The 19,564-nt window shown below is 64.5% G+C and carries 13 protein-coding genes; 4 read left to right on the top strand and 9 right to left on the bottom strand.

Annotated elements, in window-relative coordinates:
• Nucleotides 1-40 precede the first annotated feature (40 nt).
• Entirely contained in the window at nt 41-1,435 is a 1,395-nt protein-coding gene (locus tag IT430_11710) for a trypsin-like peptidase domain-containing protein (GenBank protein ID MCC6908602.1), read from the bottom strand.
• Between the two features lie 121 nt (nt 1,436-1,556).
• Complete coding sequence (locus IT430_11705) at nt 1,557-2,603, bottom strand: NAD(P)-dependent alcohol dehydrogenase (protein ID MCC6908601.1); 1,047 nt, start codon at nt 2,601-2,603, stop codon at nt 1,557-1,559.
• Nucleotides 2,604-3,192: 589 nt separating this feature from the next.
• Here IT430_11705 and IT430_11700 point away from each other — a divergent pair.
• Nucleotides 3,193-4,503 (top strand): hypothetical protein, encoded by a 1,311-nt coding sequence (locus IT430_11700; GenBank protein ID MCC6908600.1) that lies wholly within the window; start codon nt 3,193-3,195, stop codon nt 4,501-4,503.
• Between the two features lie 190 nt (nt 4,504-4,693).
• Here the strand turns inward: IT430_11700 and IT430_11695 are convergent, their stop codons facing one another.
• The 3 genes from IT430_11695 to IT430_11685 all read right to left on the bottom strand — a co-directional run bounded on the left by IT430_11695 (nt 4,694) and on the right by IT430_11685 (nt 7,524).
• Entirely contained in the window at nt 4,694-5,110 is a 417-nt protein-coding gene (locus IT430_11695) for a type II toxin-antitoxin system VapC family toxin (GenBank protein MCC6908599.1), read from the bottom strand.
• Entirely contained in the window at nt 5,107-5,472 is a 366-nt protein-coding gene (locus IT430_11690; protein ID MCC6908598.1) for a hypothetical protein, read from the bottom strand. The genes IT430_11695 and IT430_11690 overlap by 4 nt, the downstream gene beginning before the upstream one ends.
• Before the next feature lie 96 nt (nt 5,473-5,568).
• Nucleotides 5,569-7,524: a 1-deoxy-D-xylulose-5-phosphate synthase gene (locus tag IT430_11685; GenBank protein ID MCC6908597.1), complete on the bottom strand. Its 1,956-nt coding sequence runs from the start codon at nt 7,522-7,524 to the stop codon at nt 5,569-5,571.
• 596 nt (nt 7,525-8,120) lie between these two features.
• Between IT430_11685 and IT430_11680 the strand changes: the two genes are divergently transcribed.
• Nucleotides 8,121-10,700 carry a S8 family serine peptidase gene (locus IT430_11680; protein ID MCC6908596.1) on the top strand — a complete coding sequence of 860 codons (2,580 nt, stop codon included), beginning with the start codon at nt 8,121-8,123 and terminating at the stop codon, nt 10,698-10,700.
• A gap of 92 nt (nt 10,701-10,792) precedes the next feature.
• Here the strand turns inward: IT430_11680 and IT430_11675 are convergent, their stop codons facing one another.
• Nucleotides 10,793-11,527 (bottom strand): PEP-CTERM sorting domain-containing protein, encoded by a 735-nt coding sequence (locus IT430_11675; protein MCC6908595.1) that lies wholly within the window; start codon nt 11,525-11,527, stop codon nt 10,793-10,795.
• A gap of 415 nt (nt 11,528-11,942) precedes the next feature.
• Between IT430_11675 and ffh the strand changes: the two genes are divergently transcribed.
• A complete protein-coding gene (gene ffh, locus IT430_11670) occupies nt 11,943-13,460 on the top strand; it encodes a signal recognition particle protein (GenBank protein MCC6908594.1) in 1,518 nt (505 codons plus the stop codon).
• 241 nt (nt 13,461-13,701) lie between these two features.
• Nucleotides 13,702-14,412, top strand: coding sequence for an OmpH family outer membrane protein (locus IT430_11665; GenBank protein MCC6908593.1), 711 nt, complete (start codon nt 13,702-13,704; stop codon nt 14,410-14,412).
• A gap of 121 nt (nt 14,413-14,533) precedes the next feature.
• Here the strand turns inward: IT430_11665 and IT430_11660 are convergent, their stop codons facing one another.
• From IT430_11660 to IT430_11650, 3 genes are all read right to left on the bottom strand, one after another.
• Complete coding sequence (locus tag IT430_11660; protein ID MCC6908592.1) at nt 14,534-16,075, bottom strand: exo-alpha-sialidase; 1,542 nt, start codon at nt 16,073-16,075, stop codon at nt 14,534-14,536.
• 164 nt (nt 16,076-16,239) lie between these two features.
• Entirely contained in the window at nt 16,240-17,841 is a 1,602-nt protein-coding gene (locus IT430_11655; GenBank protein ID MCC6908591.1) for an exo-alpha-sialidase, read from the bottom strand.
• Between the two features lie 25 nt (nt 17,842-17,866).
• Entirely contained in the window at nt 17,867-19,519 is a 1,653-nt protein-coding gene (locus tag IT430_11650; protein ID MCC6908590.1) for an exo-alpha-sialidase, read from the bottom strand.
• Between the last annotated feature and the right edge of the window lie 45 nt (nt 19,520-19,564).

The raw sequence follows: 19,564 nt of genomic DNA, 5'->3' as shown, positions 1-19,564 counted from the left end.
TCGGTCGCGCGCGCCGCTATGGCGCCGCGCGCGGTTCAAGTCATCTGCGTTCGTAGTCTCGAGCGATGTCGAGCACCACCAGCCTCGTCTGCCCGTTGCGCAGAACCGTCACGGTGAGGCGGCGCTTACCCGGCAAAGCCTCCAGCGATGCGGCGTGGATGGCGCGCACGTCGTCGAGCGTGGTCACCTTCTGGCCATCCACTTCGAGCAGGATGTCCTGCGAGCGCAGGCCGGCGGACTGCGCGTTGCCGGGATAGCGCGTGGCAAGGATGAACACGCCCTCGTTGCGGTGGAAGAAGAGATCGGGGTTGTCGAACTGGTTGATGGCCTTGACGCTCATGTCCCAGCGCGGGCAGTCGAGTTCTTCGCCTTCGACGCGGCCCTTGTCGCGCGGCGTCAGTTCCAGGCTCTTGCGCTCCCCGGCGCGCTCGACGACGATCGTCGCGGGCTGATCTTCAGGCAGCAGGCCGAGGATGAGGCGGATGCGCGGCAGGTCTTCGGCGGTGACGGCGGTGACGTGCTGGCCGTTGATCTCGACGATGCGGTCGCGCGGCTCGATGCCGGCGCGGCGGGCGGGGCTTTCGGGATCGGTGCCGGCGACGATCACGCCGCGATCGCCCTCGAAGTACATGTTGCGATCGAAGTCCTGCAGCGGCTGGAGTTGCAGGCCCGTCCACGACCACTGCACCTGGCCGCGCTCGCGCAGGCGCGGCAGCAGGACGCCGATGGTATTGGAGGGCACGGAGAATCCCATGTCGCCGCCGGCCATGACGCCGCGCGTGTTGATGCCGACGACCTGGCCGTCGGTGTTGACGAGCGGGCCGCCGGAGTTGCCGGGGCTGATGGCCGCGTCGGTCTGCAGCCAGAGGCTGTACTCGCTGTTGTCGGGCAGGTAGCGGCGCACGGACGAGATGATGCCGATGGTGACGGATCGGCTCATGCCCCACGGCGCACCCATCGCCATGACGAAATCACCCTCGGTGAGCACGCTCGAGTCGGCCAGCGTCGCGTGCGGCAGGCTCTCGGCGCCGGGCTCGCGCTTGAGGCGGATGAGCGCGAGGTCGATGTCCTTATCCGAGCCGAGGATCTCGGCGCTGTAATGTGTCCCGTCGTAGAGCAGACAGCGGACCTCGCTGGCTTTGTCGATGACGTGCCAGTTGGTGAGCACTTCACCGTCGGGCGAGACGAGCACGCCGCTGCCCGAGACTTCCTGCGTCACCTTCTTGCCCTCTTCGAGCGACTCGCGCAGGCACTTGATGAAGACGACGGCGGGGAAGACCTGGTCCTTGGCGCGCTGGACGACCTGGCGGAAGTCGATCTCCGGCGGCGGCTCGCTCTGGGCGAACGCAGCCGGGGCAAGAAGGGCGGAGAGAAGGGTGATGATGAGTGCCGCGGGCGCCAAGCCGCGCGAGAGTTCGTGAGGCCGTCGTGTCACTACGCGCTCCTTTACAGCCAGGCCCGTACGGCCGGGCCGATCGCCGCCCGCCGGTTCGTCCCACAGGCCGGGGATGTTCCAACACTCTAGACCGGTGTCAGCAGGCGGGTGGCGGGGCCGTTCAGCCCTTTAGCGAGGCCATGTCGATGACGAAGCGGTATTTGACATCGCTGCGGAGCATGCGTTCGTAGGCTTCGTTGATCTGCTGCATGCGGATGAGTTCGATGTCGCAGACGATGTTGTGCTTGCCGCAGAAGTCGAGCATCTCCTGCGTTTCGGGCAGGCCGCCGATGAGCGAGCCGGAGAGGTGGCGGCGCGGCATGAGGAGGCTGAAGATGCTCACGCCCTGCGGCGCGGGCGGGGCGCCGACGGTGACGAGCGTGCCGTCGAGTTTGAGCAGCGCGAGGTAGGCGTTGAGATCGTGGTCGGCCGAGACGGTGTCGAGGATCATGTCGAAGCTGCCGGCGTGTGCTTCCATCGCCTGCGCGTTCTTCGAAATGACGACTTCATCGGCGCCGAGGCGCTTGCCATCGGCGATCTTGCTTTCGGAGGTGGTGAAGAGGACGGTGTGCGCGCCGAAGGCGTGGGCGAACTTGACGCCCATGTGCCCGAGCCCGCCGAGGCCGACCACGCCGATCTTCTTGCCGGGGCCGGCGCCCCACTTGCGCATCGGCGAATAGGTGGTGATGCCGGCACAGAGCAGCGGCGCTGCGGCGGCGGGGTCGAGGTTGCCGGGCACCTTTAGCGTGAACGCCTCGTCGACGACGATCTTCTCGGAATAGCCGCCCCACGTCATGCCGCCCGAAATCTTGTCGTCGCCGTTGTAGGTGAAGACGGGCACGTTGAGGCAGAACTGTTCCAATCCCTGCTTGCAGCTCGAACACGTGCGGCACGAATCGACAAGGCAGCCGACGGCCGCGAGGTCGCCGGGCCTGAACTTCGTGACCTCGCTGCCGACGCGCGTGACGCGGCCGAGGATCTCGTGGCCGGGCACGATGGGGTAGTTGGTCATCCCCCACTCATTGCGGGCGAAGTGGATGTCGCTGTGGCACACGCCGCAGTAGAGGATGTCGATCTCAACGTCCACGGGTCGCGGCTCGCGGCGCTGAACGCTGAACGGGCCGAGGGGTGCAGACTCTGATTGTGCGGCGAAGGCTTTGGTGGGCATGGGTCTCTCCTCCCAAGGTAGCGGCCGCGCCTCGCCGTCGAAGCCTGTCCAGGTCACGGCGTGGCGGGCGAGTCAGAGGATAGCGGTGATTGCAACGAGGTGCGGCGCGGTGGATGGGATGCATCTAGCAGGTAGCGAGGGCGGGTAGGGTGGGATAAGCGCCGCTCTGGAACGCATCCCACCATGTTGCGCTCGCGAACCTCGCACGGCCGTCGCGTCGACTATGATCCAGTATATCGCGATACCGCCGCCGGCGCTTTGCCGGCGAAACGTACTTCTTCACCGCCAACGTGCTCGATCGACGGCGCACTGCTTCTGGTCGACCAATCGAGAGTCTGCGCCATGCCTTTGCCTCAGTTCTTCGCCGCCGCCCTTCCATATCGATGCCAATCTTGTTTTCATCATGAGGCGATTCCTAATCACAATTTCCACCTGCCTCTTCCTCGGCTGCATCACCACCGTCTGCGTTTCGTGGGCATGTGTCTATTGGCTATCACCCTACGACGGACTGAATGGCACTTGGACCTATCCTGACAGCTCGGGGCATGGGGCGCGTACATATCGAACACAATCTGTTTCGACCGTGTGGATGGGCTTCCCGAATTCGCAGCCGGGTATAAAGCGCCTCATCGCCGCAATCATGTTCCAGCCTGACGCTGATCGGCGCGATTTCAGCTTGGCCGACGATTGGATGGCACCCTTCGAGCTTTCGCCCGCGACAGTGCCGGCTGCGATCATCAAGCGCTGCAGGGATTCTCAAATGCAGAGATATATCTACTGGCCTGCGCAGATGGAGGAGATCGCCGGCTGGCCGCTGCCGGCCATGCACGTCACCTTTGATCGGCTCGGCGATCTGAACGACTGGAAGTCGGATGGGATCGATATCTCCCCGCGCGGCCGCGGAATGCTCCGCTCCGATTATTTTGGCTACCGCGCGCTGCCGACTAAACCCGTCATGCGTGGTTTCATCTTCAACTTGTTGTTCTATGCGAACATCTACCTGATCCTGTTGTGGGTCATCCTCTCGTTGTTTCGCTTGCCGCGCCGCTTGCGAACGGCCCTGCGCGAGAGGCGCGGTGCGTGCCGGATGTGTGGGTACAGCCTGCAGCAGATCACGAGCGAAAGATGCCCGGAATGCGGTGCAGTGAGGGCAATACCGCCTGCGTATTGCGCGATCGTCGATCGGCGGAGGATGCTCTTTGGTGCCCATCGAGCCATCGGAGCGGGCATCGTCGTCACCATCGGGCTGGCGTGGGGTGCCGCGTGGACTTGCGAAGTGTTTTCGAATCAGCCCCAAGTCGGACGGGCGATCGACGTCGATGCCGCCGAGCGCTGCGTTTTGCAGTTCAGTAATGCTGGGTCAGATCGATTTGTTGTCTGGCATATGAGGGGGGATGAAGTTGCACGCGTTGAAGACACGCTGATGATGAGTAGCACCATAAACATGGGTGGTGTTGCCGGCGAAAGACGCAATTCACTTTATTTCACACACATCCTCGGCCCGATCACTGCTGGTTTTACTGACATTGCGCCCCGCTGGCTTGAGCGCGACTACGAGGAACTCGACGCCAGTGATGATCGTCCTGCGCACTTTATTTCGAGTGCCCATGGTTTTCCGTTCCGCTGCCTGAGCAGTCGCCTGTCTCTCCTCGGTGAGGGTGAGTGGAAAGCCCGCGCATTATTTGATGCGATCGAGATTCCCAAGCGCCGTGATCCGATGGCGTTCCAAAGGAGTGAATTTCAAATGGTCGGCACTCTCCCCATTCGACCCATCTGGACGGGTTTGATCACGAACACGCTGATCTACGCCTTCATCTGGGCGATTGGCGAGCTACTCGTCCGCTTTGCAGCTGGACGATGGGATAGGGATGTTTCATGTGTAGCGCGTAGGGTGGGATAAGCGCCGCTCTGGAAGCGCATCCCACCGGGTTGGGCGCCCACCCGCGGCGCCGCGCACCTGGCACGACCGACTCCGATTACTCTAATTCCATGTCGCGCGGCGGTGGTCCGGCCCCCCCAGTCCGCCGTCAATATGCCGCGCTCAATGTAGCGATTCATGGGATGCATCCGCAATCCGAGTCGCTCTGTTTTCACGTGTTCAGTTGGCGAATCCACTTACCCAGCCCTTTGGCGGAGAGTGCATTCACCAACCGCGCATCGGCAGTAATCATCCGCGCCCTTTCGCGCTCGGCCAGTGCCACATAGACGCAGTCGTAGACCGTGCGATCGGCAGCCGCGGCGATGGCGACGGCGCGGGGCAGCAGGGGAAGCGACTCGAAGATCTCCACGGGAAAGGTCGCGCAGTCGGCGGCGATTTGCCGGGCCTCGTCGGCGGACAATCCGCCGCGGCGGGCCGCCTTCCACGCGACGGCCGCGACTTCGATCCACAGCAGATCCGGCGCGATGAGACGATGCGCGCTGTGCAGCAGCGCGCTGGCCTCGCGCGAGCCGGCTTCGGGCAGAAACCACTTCGCGGCGACGCTCGCGTCCACCACCAGCGTGCTCACCTTTGGCGATCCTCGCGGATCATCGCCGTCGAGTCGGGCAGGTCGCGCCCGGCGAGGCGCTGCTGCCACGCGGCGGCCAGCGCCCGGGCCTCATCGTAATTGCGTTGCGTGCCGCGAGCCAGGGCGAGGTGCAATTCCTGCTGGATCGACCGGCCCGACTCGGCGGCGCGGCGGCGGAGCACCGCGAGCACCTGCGGATCAATGTCGCGCAGCAGCAGATTCGTCGATGCTGCGGCGCGGGATGACGATTCCTTGCCACTCTTTTTCGCGCGCGGCTTGCCGGACTTTCGGCCGGGCTTTGACCCGGCCTTGCCGGCGCGGGAGGACGGCGAGTTGCTCTTCGAGGTTCGGCGCTGGATCATGTCCGATGGTATCGCGGTGATACCACTCGATCCACGCCGAATTCCGATCCGAGTGGACGCGGGAACTCAGTCGATCGAACGTGAACGCACGCGGCCTCAGGTCGCGACCTGCCCCACGCGCTTGACCACCTCCGGCATCGCCGGGGCCGTGTCGAGCCATTCGCGGACGGTGCGGGCGATGGATGCGGCGTCGAGGCCGACTTCGGCGAGCTGCTTGGCGCGGCTGTCCTGGTAGATCCAGCGCTCGGGAATGCCGAGGCACTTGATGCCCGCCGTAGGCAGGCCGGCGTTGTGACAGGCGTCGATGACGCATGAGCCAAAGCCGCACGTGAGGCCGTGATCTTCGATAGTGAGAATCGGCACGCCGCGCTCGATGAGGTCGCGCAGCAGTTCGAGATCGACCGGCTTGGCGAAGCGCGCGTCGTAGACGTTGACCCGGTAGTCGCCGTTGAGTTGCTCGGCGGCATCGAGGGCGTTGATCGCCATCACGCCGTAGGCGAAGAGGGCCACATCGGGCTTCTCTTCGATCTTGAGCGCGCGGGCCTTGCCGAGCACAAACGGCGGGCAGTCTTCGCTTGCAAAGCGGTCGCTCACGCTGTCGCGCGGGTAGCGGATGACGCTGAGCCCGGCGTCGTAGTTGCGCATGAACTCGAGGCCGGCGCGGAGGCTGGGTTCGTCGATGGCCGCGAGAAGAGTGGCCTGCGGGAAGACGCGGAGGATGCTGATGTCGCAGAAGCCGTGGTGTACAGCGCCGTCGCCGCCCACCAAGCCGGCGCGATCGAGGCACAGCCGCACGGGCAGGCCCTGCAGCGCCACTTCCTGGAAGACCTGGTCGAAGGCGCGCTGGACGAAGGTCGAGTAGACGGCGAAGAAGGGCTTGAGCCCGGTCTTGGCCAGGCCGGCCATCATGTCCATCGCGTGGCTCTCGCAGATGCCCGTGTCCCACGAGCGCGTCGGGAACTTGGGCAGCACCTTGACCACGCCGGTGCCGTCGGGCATGGCCGCGGTGGCGCAGACTACCTTCTCATCGCGCTCCATGAGATCGACCATGGCATCGCCAAAGGCGCTCGTGAACGAGCGGCCGCTGGACTTGAGTTCGACGCGGCAACCCTGCACCACGAACGGCTTGGGCGAATGGAACGTGGTCGCATCGCCTTCGCAGTGTTCGTATCCCTTGCCCTTGATGGTGTGCACGTGCAGCACCATGGGGCGGTCGAAGTTGCGCACCTCGATGAGCATCTCGATGAGCGAGCGCAGGTCGTGGCCGTCCACGGGGCCGACGGTGAGCAGGCCGAACTTCTCGAACCACGCGTCCTCGGCGATGGCGGCTTTCATCATCTCGCCGGTGCGATGGTACATCTCGCCGATGATCGATCCGCCGGGCAGGTGCGAAACGACGTCCTTGGCGGCGCGCTTCATCTGCCGGTAGGTGCGGCTGGTGCGGACGCGGTCGAGGTAGGCGGCGACGGCGCCCTGGGGCTTGGCGATGCTCATGCCGTTGTCGTTGAGCACGACGAGGAACTGGCGCTTGAGCGTGCCGGCGTTGTTGAGGCCCTCCATCGCCACGCCGTTGACGATGGATGCATCGCCGATGATGGTGACGACGCGGCGGCCCTTGGGGTTGGTCTCGGGGTCGAAGGATTCGCCGTTGATCAGATCGCCGCGCGCCATACCGACGGCGGTGGAGATTCCCGTGCCGGCGTGGCCGACGCTGAAGAGGTCGTAGGCGCTCTCATGCGGCTCGGGGAAGCCGGCCATGCCTTCGCGCGTGCGGAGCTTGCTCAGCAGGGGCAGGCGGCCGGTGAGGAGTTTGTGCGGATAGCACTGGTGGCCGACGTCAAAGAGCAGCCGGTCGGAGCCGAAGTCAAAGACGTAGTGCAGGGCGATGGTGAGTTCGACGACGCCCAGATTGGGAGCGAGGTGCCCGCCGGTCTTGCTGACCTGGTCGTAGATCGTCTGCCGCACCTCGGCCGCGAGCGCTTCGAGCTGCTCGATGCTGAGTTGGCGCAGGTCGGCCGGGGACTGGATCGCGGGCAGGATCGGGGCGTTCATCAAGGGCTCTCTCAATCCAAAAAAGGGAGCGGACAAGGATATTGTACTCGATTCGCACGGCCGGGACGGCGGTTGCACGCTGGAACGGCGTTGCGGATGAGATCGGCCATCCGGTGGACGGCGGTGCAAAGGCGCACGTCCGCTCCGTCGATCGCTCCACTTTGTGGATAAACAGTGGATAGCCAGCCGGAAGCCGACTCCCCGGGCGGTCAGTCCCGCCTGATCGGGTGTCGGTTCACCTGAAATCGGCTAAGGCTTCACTAGTTTACCTGAATAGCGCCCCGGCGTAGGCAGACCTGGGCAGCTGCGCTGGTATACTGGCCCCAAGTTCATCCGTTCCCGGGGTGACCTGCGGAAGAATGTCGGGAATCGTGGTTTCCAAGTGAGCAACCAATTGACGTGAGGCTCCACGGCTGAGCCTGAGAACGGTCGGCGATGACCGTCGCGCTGTGCGTGCGCTGATGGATTTCAGCGGCGTCGGGGGGCGGTTATGTGCCGTGCCGAGCGGTGCTTTTTCGGGATGGATGACAGGCATCGGCGACGCTCGTGGCGGCGCGATGCGTGATGGAGTGAATTCTTCAGAAGGAGGAATGAGCATGTTTTCAATCAGGAAGTGCAGTGCGGCGTTCGCGCTGACTGCGGCGCTGCTGCCGACGATGGCGATGGCGGGCACAGGCAATGAAAGCGGCAACCAGCCGCGCGTCTTCGTGGAACAGCCCGGCGAACTCGAGTTCTCTGGGCAGATGATCGCCCGGCCCGTGCAGGGGCAGGTCATGCAGTCCGACGCCGCCCGCCGGCTGCTCGAGGCGGACTACACGATCGTCAAGTATCGCCCGGCGGTGGACTGGTACGTCATCGAAGTGCCCCAGGGCGAGACGGAGAACGCCGTCGCGCAGCGCCTGATGAACACGGGGATGTTCGAGTTCGTCGAGCCGAACTGGACGTGCTATCCCCTGGTCACGCCCAACGACACGCGCTTCGGCGAGCAGTGGAACATGACCAAGATCCAGGCGACCAGCGCGTGGAACTACAACACGGGCTTCAACGGCATCACCGTGGCCATCTGCGACACGGGCCTGCGGACTTCGCACCTCGACTTGCCGGCGCTGCGCAAGGAAGGCTACAACGCCGTGGATGAACTGTGGGAAGGCAACGGCGGCAACATCACCGACATCCACGGCCACGGCACGCACACGACGGGCATCGCCGCCGCCCACGGCAACAACGCGCGCGGCGTCGCCGGCGTGGGCTGGAACTATGCCCACCGCATCCTCAAGGTGAGCAACCTCTCCAACGGCAACTCGAGCATCGACGTGCTCAACCACGCGGCCGTCACCGCGTCCGAACAGGGCGACCGGGCCATCAACGTCTCCTACAGCGGCGTTGACAACGCGTCAGTGCGCGCGGCGGCGACCGTCATCAAGGGCAACGGCGGCCTCGTCTTCTGGGCCGCGGGTAACAGCAACCAGGCCATGAACGGCTCGAATCGCGACGCGGATGACGTCATGGTCGTCGGCTCGACGAACGAGACCGACGGCAAGTCGAGCTTCTCGAACTACGGCCTGTACGTCGATCTCTTCGCCCCGGGCAGCAACATCCTCTCGCTGTCTCGCACCGGCGACGACGCCTACGAGACGATGAGCGGCACGAGCATGGCCTCTCCTTGCGCGGCCGGACTGGCGGCGCTGATCTGGTCGCAGAACCCCGCCTTCACGCCCGATGACATCGAGAACCTCATGAAGGGCACCTGCGACAACGTCGGCAATTCGAATACGTTCGGCTACGGGCGCATCAACGCCTCCAAGGCGCTGACGGGCACAGCGCGCCGCAGCCTCGGCTCGACGTGGCAGGGCGGCAACGGCCAGAACGGCGCCATGTTCGACATCACCTGCCTCAATTCGCTGGGCATCACCATCACCGCCTTCGACTTCAACGACCGCAGCGGCGGACCGGCCAGCATCGAGGTCTACTACGTCACCAACAAGACTTCCTACGTCGGCAAGGAAACCAACGCCGGCGCCTGGACGCTGCTGGGCTCGCACTCGAACATCACGACTTCGCCCGTCGGCGAACCCACGGGCATCAACGTCGGCAGCCTCACCCTCGCGCAGAATCAGACCGTGGGCATCTACATCACCCGCACCGACGGCAGTTCGCTGTCGTACAGCAACGGCCCGCTGGGCGCCTACCAGGACGCCAACATCCGCTGGGAAGACCGCGGCGTGGGCAAGACCTATCCGTTCGGCACCACGTTCGCCAACCGCGTGTTCAACGGCTCGGTTCACTACCGCATCAACCCCGGCGGCATCCTGCCCACCGGCGCGCACGCGGCGTACAACTTCATTCCCTTCGGCGACGGCGACACGTGCACGATGCACCAGGTCTTCGACAGCGGCCTCTTCAGCGGCCCGGTCACCATGGAGTCCATCGGCTTCGCGCCCAACACGAGCCTGATCGGTGACACCGCGACTTCGAGCATCACCATCCGCATGGGATACACGAACAAGATCCCGGGTGTTGACACGAACCAGGGCGGCCTCGACGCGGTCCTGGCCAACAACCGCAACGGCGCCATGACGACGCTGTATTCCGGCAGCGCCACCAAGCGCACCTATATGAGCAACGGCTCGATCGAGCACAGCATGTTCTTCGATTTCGGCCGCAACACGTTTACCTACAACCCCAACAACGGAAACCTGCTCGTCGAGATCGTTTCCGTCAACAGTTCGGGCGTCGATACGGCCGTCTCGCGAGCGAGCGGAAGCAGCGAATCGTCGCGCGCATACAACTCGACGCGCTTTGGCAACTCAACCTCGCCGACCACCGCGACGCGCATGGACCTGGGCTATCGAGCCACCTCGCTGCCGTTCACGCTGACGGCGACGGGCGTGTGCCCCGGCCTCGTGACCGTGACGTGGGAGAACGCGACGCCGAATTCGACCGTCGCGCTCATCTACGCGCGAAACACCGGCTCGTTCGTTATTCCCTTCGGACCGTGCCAGGGCACGGTGCTGGGCCTGGGCAGCCAGAGCATTCGCCTGGTGTCCACCTTCCCGTCGGGAAGCAACGGCAGCGGCAGCCGCAGCGGGCAGTCGCAGTCGGGTGCGTGCCTCGGCTTCATGCAGATGCACGACCTGCCGGGCTGCAACCTCACCAACGTGGTGCAGCATCCGTAAGTTGAACGCTGCCTGAACGTGCGTTCAAACGACAGCCCACCCTCGCGATGAGGGTGGGCTGTTCATTTCATTTCAAAGCGGCGCGAGGAGAATCACGCGCTGCGCCGGCGACGGGCGCCGATGGTCAGCGCGCCGCCGAGCATCATGACCAGGCTCGCCGGGGCGGGCACTTCGGTGATGCTCAGTTCGAACGCGTCGCCGTAGTGGCCGTGGAACTCGATGCCGCTCGCGTCGTCGAAAACGTTCTCGGTCGCGGTGATGCGGTAGACGAGGAAATCGGTCTCGACGGGAATCATCATCGAAGTGGTGGCCATCTGCCAGGTGCGTATATCGCCGTCGGTGTAGGCGAAGCCCTCGGTCAGCGCGAGTTCGCTCTGCTTCCACATCGAGGGGAAGTCGATCGGCTCGCCGGCGTAGGCCGAGAGAACGATGGAGAACTGGGTGTCGATGAGCGGATCCTCGCCCCCGACGCGGTTGAACCAGCCGGTGGCGGTGGCGGCGGCGGTGCCGGCGTCGATGAGTTGGCGATATTCGCTGACATCGATGATCTGCCAGAGTTCGCTGCCGATGATGTCGCCGTAGGGGCCGCGCGGCGTGGAATACATGAAGTGAATCATCTGCGCGCCTTCGAACGGGATGATCCCGTCGGCGGCGGTGGTGACTTCGGCGACGTCGCCTGACCAGGTGTTCATGGTGGTGGGCAGGCGCAGGCCGGGCGCGGTGCTCAGCTCGAATCCGCCGTCGTGAATGAGATCGGCGCGGGCGGCACTGAATGCTGAAGCCGCGGCGGCGATCGCTGCGAGCGCACTGATAGTTTTGGTGTTCATGACACTTTCTCCTCACTCTTCCATTTTCCAACCGGGCGGCGCTGTAAAAGGCTGTGCTCGGTGGGCTCGCGCCGCCCACAACTAGACTACACCATGAACCGGGTCTGTCCAGCGAGATGGCGCCTTTGGCCGGGCGCGGCGACGGTGCAGCCGGCGCCGATGACCGGCCTTGACGCGCCGTGGCGCCCTCTCGAACGCCATTTCGGACGTGCCGCAGTCTGCCCGGCGCGGCCGCCGGGCGTGGATTCCCTTCTCATAATTCCACCCGCGAACGGCCCAGGGCCGCGAAACCGGTCGGAACGGGCCCGCCAGGGCCTATCATCCTGCCCGCGATCGTCCGGCGAGCCCTTGTCGGGCCCCGTCAGACCGCGTTGGCGACCAGCTAAGTCCTCCTGTCCGTAGGAGTTACTCCAATATGTTCGCAACCCTGAGCGAACGGTTCAACGAAACTTTCCGGAAACTGTCCGGGCGCGGGCGCATCACTGAGGCGAACGTCTCGGAAGCCATGCGCGAAGTCCGCACCGCCCTGCTCGAGGCGGACGTCCACTATGACGTGGTCAAGAAGTTCTGCGACGAGGTCATGGAAGATGCGCTGGGCGAAGAGGTCACCAAGAGCCTCAAGCCCGGCCAGGAGATGATCGGCATCGTCCACAAGCGCCTCGTCGAACTGATGGGGCCGGTCGAGCCGGGCATCATGTTCGTTTCGCCCGCGCCGACGGTCATCATGATGTGCGGCCTGCAGGGCAGCGGGAAGACGACAACGTGCGGCAAGCTCGCCGGCCACCTGCGCCGCAAAGGCAAGAGCGTCATGCTCGCCGCCGCCGACCTGCAGCGGCCCGCCGCCGTCGAGCAGTTGCAGACGGTCTCAAAGCAGGTGCAGGAGAAGATCCGCGGCGAAGGATCGATCCACTTCTACGCCGAGCCTGACAAGTGCGCTGCATACGGCAAGGCGGTGGGCGTGGCGGTGGGCGTGTGCGAGCGCGCCCTGGCCGCGGCGCGTAAGACCGGCGTGGATGTGCTCATCCTTGACACCGCCGGGCGCCTGCACGTCAATGACGATCTGATGAACGAACTGCGCGCGGTCAACTCCGCCGTACAGCCGCACCAGATCTACCTCGTCGTCGATGCGATGACGGGGCAGGACGCGGTCAACTCGGCCAAGGCGTTCAACGAGGCGCTGGCGATCGACGGCGTGATCCTGACCAAGTTTGATTCGGACACGCGCGGCGGCGCGGCGCTGAGCGTCAAGGAAATCACCGGCGCGCCCATCAAGTTCATCGGTGTGGGCGAGCATCTCGATGCGCTCGAAGAATTTCACGCCGAACGCATGGCCGGGCGCATCCTGGGCATGGGCGATGTGCTCAGCCTCGTCGAGCGCGCGCAGATGGAGGTTTCCGAAGAGGAAGCCGAAGACCTGCAGGAGAAGATGAGCAAGGGCCAACTGACGATGGATGACTTCCTCGGCCAGTTGCGCATGCTGCGGCGGATGGGCCCGCTCAAGCAACTGCTGGGCATGCTGCCGGGCGTGGGCTCGATGCTCAAGGAAGTGCAGGTCGATGATCGGCAGCTCAACCGCCTCGAGGGCATCGTCAACTCGATGACCAAAGAGGAGCGGCGCGATGTGAACGTGCTCAACAACTCGCGCCGGCAGCGCATCGCCAAGGGCAGCGGCTCGTCGCTGCAGGATGTGGCGCGCCTCGGCAAGCAGTTCGACATGGTCAACAAGATGAGCAAGACCATGAGCGGTGCGGGCGGCAAGGGCAAACTCGCGGCGATGAGACAGATGGCCGCGGCCCAGGCGGCGGGAACCGGCGGCGGCCGCGGCGGTGCGGGCGCTCTGGCGGGCATGTTCAAGACCAAAGGCTCGACCCACACCGAGAGCCCCAAGGCCAAGGCGCGCAAACGCCAGAAAGGCCGCGGCAAGCGGCGGTAGACGGCGCGTGGCGCAGCGCTCCTCGTCATGCCTGCGCAGGCAGGCATCCAGACGAACGTGCCTGAGCGCTCGCCACCCATTGATGAACCGAACGTCGTTGCACGCCCGTGGATTCCTGCCTACGCAGGAATGACGAAGCCGCAAGCTGACACGAGCCGCGCCAGTCCGCAGTACCCGGAGTCCATCGAAGGGTGAGGAAGCGGTATCCGCCGGACACCAGCCTTCGCCGAAGTCATCGCAAATGTATCTCACGACCTCGGGTCTGCCCACCGAATGCGGCGGCTATGCTGATGCGCACAGCATCGCCACTTTAAAAGGAGACCCGCTCATGAACTTCTGGTTCAGACGACACGCCGCCGTGCTTCTTGCGCTCATGGGTATCGGCATCGCGCTTTTTGCGAGCGTGCAAGCTTCTGCACTGTCCCGCAAGCCCGCTGCTCCAACGGCGGTCGCAGTCGTGGACTGGACGGCCGTAGCCGACAAGATCGATCTCTGGAAAGACATGCTCGCCGAATTGAAAGCGCTCGATGGCGACCTTCAGCGGCAAGGCAGTGAGATGCAAAAAGCGCTCACTGAACTGAATGAGAGCATCCAGGTGTTGCCTGAAGGCGGCCCGGCTCGACAGCGCGCGCGGGAGGAGTTCAATCTTCAACTCCTGAACTTCAACGCGTGGAAGGCGTTCGCAGAGAACAAACTGAAATCTGAGCAGGCCAAGCGGCGCATCCGTCTCTACAACAGCATCACCACCGCAGTCGGGCGGATCGCCGAGCGTGACGGGTGGCAAATTGTTCTGTTGGACGATTCGCGAAGCAGGCCCATCGAAGACACGAGGCCCGAAGAGGCTGCCAACATCATGAACCGGCGACAGGTGCTTTACTCACACGCGCAGGCCGTCGATATCACCGACGAAGTCGTACTACTGATGAACAACGAGTTCCGCGCCGGAAAATGAGGGCCGCGTGGCACTCGAAGACTCGCTTCACACCCGGCTACTGACGACCATTGCACGCCCGTGGATTCCTGCCTGCGCAGGAATGACGGGCCCCGGCGTGCGCCAGCGCTGGACCAACGCATTACTCGACGACCGCTTCAATGACGTTGCTCGCATTCTCGCGCTGGATGGCCTGGAACCACACGGTTCGCCCCTGCGACTGTGGCGGCATCGTCACCGTCCACATGACGTTGCCGCTTTGATCGGCCAGGCGCGGGCCGACGCCGAGTTGCGGCCGGGCGAGGTTGACGGGGACATCGAGCATGCCGATGTTCGTGTAGCCGCGGCCGGTGAGGCTGTAGACGACCCAGACCTGCTCGCCGGGCCGCGCTTCGCTCACGGCGAACTGCGCCTGCTCACCGGCGCGGAGCGGCGAAGTCTCGAGCACCATCGGATGCAGGCGCTGGTAGTAGATGTCCTGCTCGCCGTTGAACGTGGCGGGGTGAATCACGCTCACCGAACCGTTGTCGGACTGGCACTGGAAGTAGTCGCCGATCTTGCGTTGACCGCCGGGCCAGCCCAGCGACGGATTCCAGGGATCGCCGACTGGACGGTTGGTCGACCACGTCAATCCGCCGTCCCATGAATACGAGTAGTAGAGACGTGAGATGAAGTGGTTCGGATCGTCGCGCGTATCGAGCCAGACTGCGTCGAGGCGACCGCTGGGCGCCATGGACATGGCAGCCATCCATTGGTAATCCGGCCCACGCGGGTCGTCGTTCACGCGCATCGGTGTGCTGAATGTCCGACCGCCATCAGTGCTTCGAGCAAACATCACATCACAAACGTCGTCCGTTCGAACTGCAGAACTCAGCATGTATACCCAGCCGCGCTGCGGGCCGTCACGATGATCCACCACGACGTTGATCTGGCTGGCCGCCCCATCCGGGTTGAGCGGCGAATACCACAGACCGGAACCCAGGGGAATACTGATGGCGGCGGTAAACGTCGGTGTCGCGTTCGGGTCGCGAGCGTTATCTGATCGACGAAGCACTACTCCGCTTCCCCACCACCCGATGTAGACCTCACTGTCGGGACCTGGATTCACGAACGCGAATACGGATGCACCGACACTCCACGAATTCCACGTGCGGCCGCCGTCGATTGAGCGGGCAAACTCGCCGGGGATCTGCCAGATGCCGTAGTGGAATCCGTTCAGATCATCGATGGCGTACCAGTTCTTGTCGCAGAAGCAATTCTCACGGATGTAATTGGGCGTCTCCCACGTAAAACCGCCATCCGTGCTGCGATACACCGTCTGCCCGTCGCGCGTCGAGCGGTAGATCATGCTGTTGTAATAGACCATGCCGTTGCGATCGAACTTGACCACGGGATCGGTCTGATTCGCGTTTCCCGATCCTTCCGGCGGCTCGAGCGTGCCGCCGTTGTACCACGTCAGCCCTCCGTCGAGCGTAACCGCGTACCCCGCCAGCCGAAAGTCGGAGGTGTTGGTTGCAAACTCCCGCCACCCCACCACCATGTGCTGAGGATCCGTCGGGTCAATCGCAAAGCTTGGCTCGTTCGCCGCATCGCCGGGGATGTTCATCCCGAGCGCATCGGTGTTGATCTGCACGCCGCGCTGGGCCAGCCCCGGCGTCGCGGCGAGAGCGGCAACGAGCATCATGAGAGTCATTCTGCACAAATTGGTGGTCTGGCGCACGGCTACCTCACTTTCACTGGTGCGGACGGTGCTTCATCGCGCGGCGGACGCGACGGCATGGTCAAGGTAACGCGTTTCTCGCCCTGGTGCAAGCAGAAAAGCACCTTGATCTGCCGTCACTCCGCGAGCTACTCCACCACCGCCTCGATGACGTTGCTCGCGTTCTCGCGCTGGATGGCCTGGAACCACACGGTTCGCCCCTGTGACTGGGGCGGCATCGTGACCGTCCACATCACGTTGCCGCTTTGATCGGCCAGGCGCGGGCCGGCGCCGAGTTGCGGCCGGGCGAGGTTGACGGGGACATCGAGCATGCCGATGTTCGTGTAGCCGCGGCCGGTGAGGCTGTAGACGACCCAGGCCTGCTCGCCGGGCCGCGCTTCGCTCACGGCGAACTGCGCCTGCTCGCCGGCGCGGAGCGGCGATGATTCGAGCACCATCGGGTGCAGGCGCTGGTAGTAGATGTCCTGCTCGCCATTGAACGTGGCGGGGTGAATCACGCTGACCGAGCCATTGTCGGACTGGCACTGGAAGTAGTCGCCGATCTTGTTCTGCTGCGGGTAGCCGAGCGAAGGATCGAACGGATCGCCGACGGCGCGGTTGGGAGACCAGGTGAGGCCGCCATCCCACGAGTACGAGTAGTAGAGGCGGGAGATGAAGTGATTGGGGTCATCGCGCGTGTCGAACCACGTCGCGTCGAGCCGGCCGGAGGGCGCGATCGAGATACTCGCCATCCACTGATAGTCCTGGCCCGGCGGATCGTCATTGATGCGGATGGGAGTGCTGAAGGTCTGCCCCCCGTCGGTGCTGCGAGCGAACATGACGTCGCAGACATCATTGGCGGGGACCGATGATGAACAGGCGTACACGTTGCCGCGACTCGGGCCGTCGCTCGTGTCAACCATGATCCAGACCTGGCCTGACCCACCGCCCGGGTTGATGCGCAGACCCGAAGGCATGCGCCCGAACGGCAGCCGCACTTCCGGACTCCACGTCGGAGTCTGGTTTGGATCGCTTGCGTTGCGGGAAGTTCGAAATGCGACGCGCTGCGCGTTGTAGTCCCACCACGCCAGGTACAACTCGCCGTTCAATCCCGTTTCCATATAGGAGCGGATGCCTGCGCCGAGCGGCTGCGGCGTCTGCCAGGTCGCTCCCTCGGTGATGCTGCGCGAGACGTAGATCGTGGTGTTCCCCCAACTGCAATAGTGATGTCGGCTTGCGCCGCTGCGGTCGATGGTGTACCAGTTCTTGTCGGCGAACCCCGTGAACAGGTAGAGCGGGTCGTTCCATGAATAGCCGCCCGTATCGCTGTTGTAGATCAGGATGCCGAGTTGCCCACCCGTGAAGAGCAGGCTGTTGTAGAAGAACCTGCCGTCATTATCGACGGCGATGACCGGGTCGGACTGCTCGCCGTTGGGTGAGCCGTCGGGTGGGGGAAGCGTTCCTCCGTTGTACCACGTGAGGCCGCCATCGGTCGTCACGGCATAGCCGGCATACCGCGAATTCGAATTGACGGTGGGGAATTCGCGCCATCCTACAACCATGTGCTGGGGGTGAAGCGGATCGATGGAAAAGCTCGGCTCGTTCGCCGCGTCGTTGGGGATGTTGAAGCCTTGCCCGTCTATGTTGATCTGCACGCCCTGCTGCCCGATCGCGCCTGAGGCGCAAAGGGCGCCCGTGAGAGCGACAAGCAAAGTGGCGGCTGCAGCGCGATTCTGTTCCATCCGGATCATCTTCAAACTCCTCGTCTGTTGAGGTTTACTCCACCACCGCCTGGGCGACGTTGCTCGTGCTCTCGCGCTGGACGGCCTGGAACCAGAGGGTGCGGCCGGCGGCCAGGCGCGGCACGGGGAGGCTCCACTGCGCCGCGCCGCTCGCGTCGGTCGTCTTCATCGAGCCGACCTGGAACGGGCGGTCGAGACTGAGCGTTACGTTGAGCTGCGCAACGTACGTGCTGCCCAGGCCGCTCAGAGTCGCGGCGAGCCAGACGCTCTCATTGGCCCGCGCCCCGGCCACGCTCGCGCTGCCCTGCTGACCGGCCACGAGCGCGCTCACATTCACCTGGAACGGTTCGAGGCGCATGAACCAGAGATCCTGCCCGCCGTTGAACGTCGCCGGATAGACGACCCCCGCGCCGCGATCGTCTGACACGCTCTCCATGTAGTCGCCGATCTTCTGCTGCTGCGGCCAGCCGAGCGTGGTATCGAACGCGTCCGAGAGTCGCCGATTCGGCGCCCAATTTGACCCGCCGTCGGTCGAGAAGGTGTAGAAGAGCTGCGACCACGGCACGGGATGTCCGCTGCTGTTACGCGTGTCGAACCAGAAAACGTCGATGCGGCCATTGGGCGCGACGCTCATCGCCGGCATCCACTGCAGCGCGCCCGGCCCGTCGTCGTTGACGCGAATGCCCGTCTCCCACGTGAAGCCGCCGTCGCTGCTGCGCGCAAACGAGAGATCCGCGCCATCGCGCCGGTCGTCGGGCCAGAGGGCGTAGACCCAGCCGCGGCGAGGCCCGCCGGATGAATCGACGCCGAGAAACAACTGGTGAAAGCCGGTCGGGTTCACGGGCACGTTGCCCGGGTCGTTCGCGGCGTCGATGCGGATATCAAGGCCATCGCGCCCGCCGGCGCCGAAGGCGTCGAAGGTCGTGGTGACGTTGGGGTCCTTGGCGTTGGTGGACTTGGTGATGAGGATCGCGTTCTGGTTGTAGTTCTTCCAGCCGGCGTACACCTCGCCCTCGGGGCCTACGACCATGTGCAGCATCCACTGCGTGCCGCCGGCGTCGGCGATGCGCTTGCTTGGCGTCCACGTGTGGCCGCCGTCGGTGGACTCGACATAGCAGTAGCCCCCGAGGGTGAAGTGATTCCATCCGCCGTACAGGTGCCCGTCTCCCATCCCGCCCGTGTTGTCGATGGCCAGCCACGGCTTGTCGCCGCTGGTCGGATCTTCGATGGGGTCCGGCACGGACCACGTCTGCCCGCCGTCGGCGGACTGGTACATCCACTGTGCGTAGTTGGGCCGAAAGACCTCGCTCCAGTAATAGAAAACGCCCTGCGCGTTGACCTTGACAAGCGGGTCGGACTGTTCGGGGTTCTGGTAGCCCGGCGGGCCGGCAAGCGTGCCGCCGTTGGTCCACGTCAGCCCGCCGTCGCTCGACCACGCGTACCCGGCGTAGCGCGAGTCGGAGTTGATGGTCGGAAACTGGCGCCAGCCGACAACGAGCCGATCAGGATCGACAGGGCTGACGGCAAAGGTCGGCTCGTTGGCCGCATCGCCGATGATGTCGTTGCCCAGGGCGTCGGTGTTGATCTGCACGCCGCGCTGCGCGAGCGCCGATGAACCCAGCGCTGGCAGCGTCAACAGCAGCGCCGCACCGGCCCGGCGCAGCGCTGTTCGTGGTGATGTGCGCATGTCTCCCCCTCGTCCTCTCTAGTTGCCCGATTCACTTCACCTTGG

The organism is Phycisphaerales bacterium (genome assembly GCA_020852515.1).
Lineage (GTDB): Bacteria > Planctomycetota > Phycisphaerae > Phycisphaerales > UBA5793 > UBA5793.
This window is presented reverse-complemented; position numbering and strand designations above follow the sequence as displayed.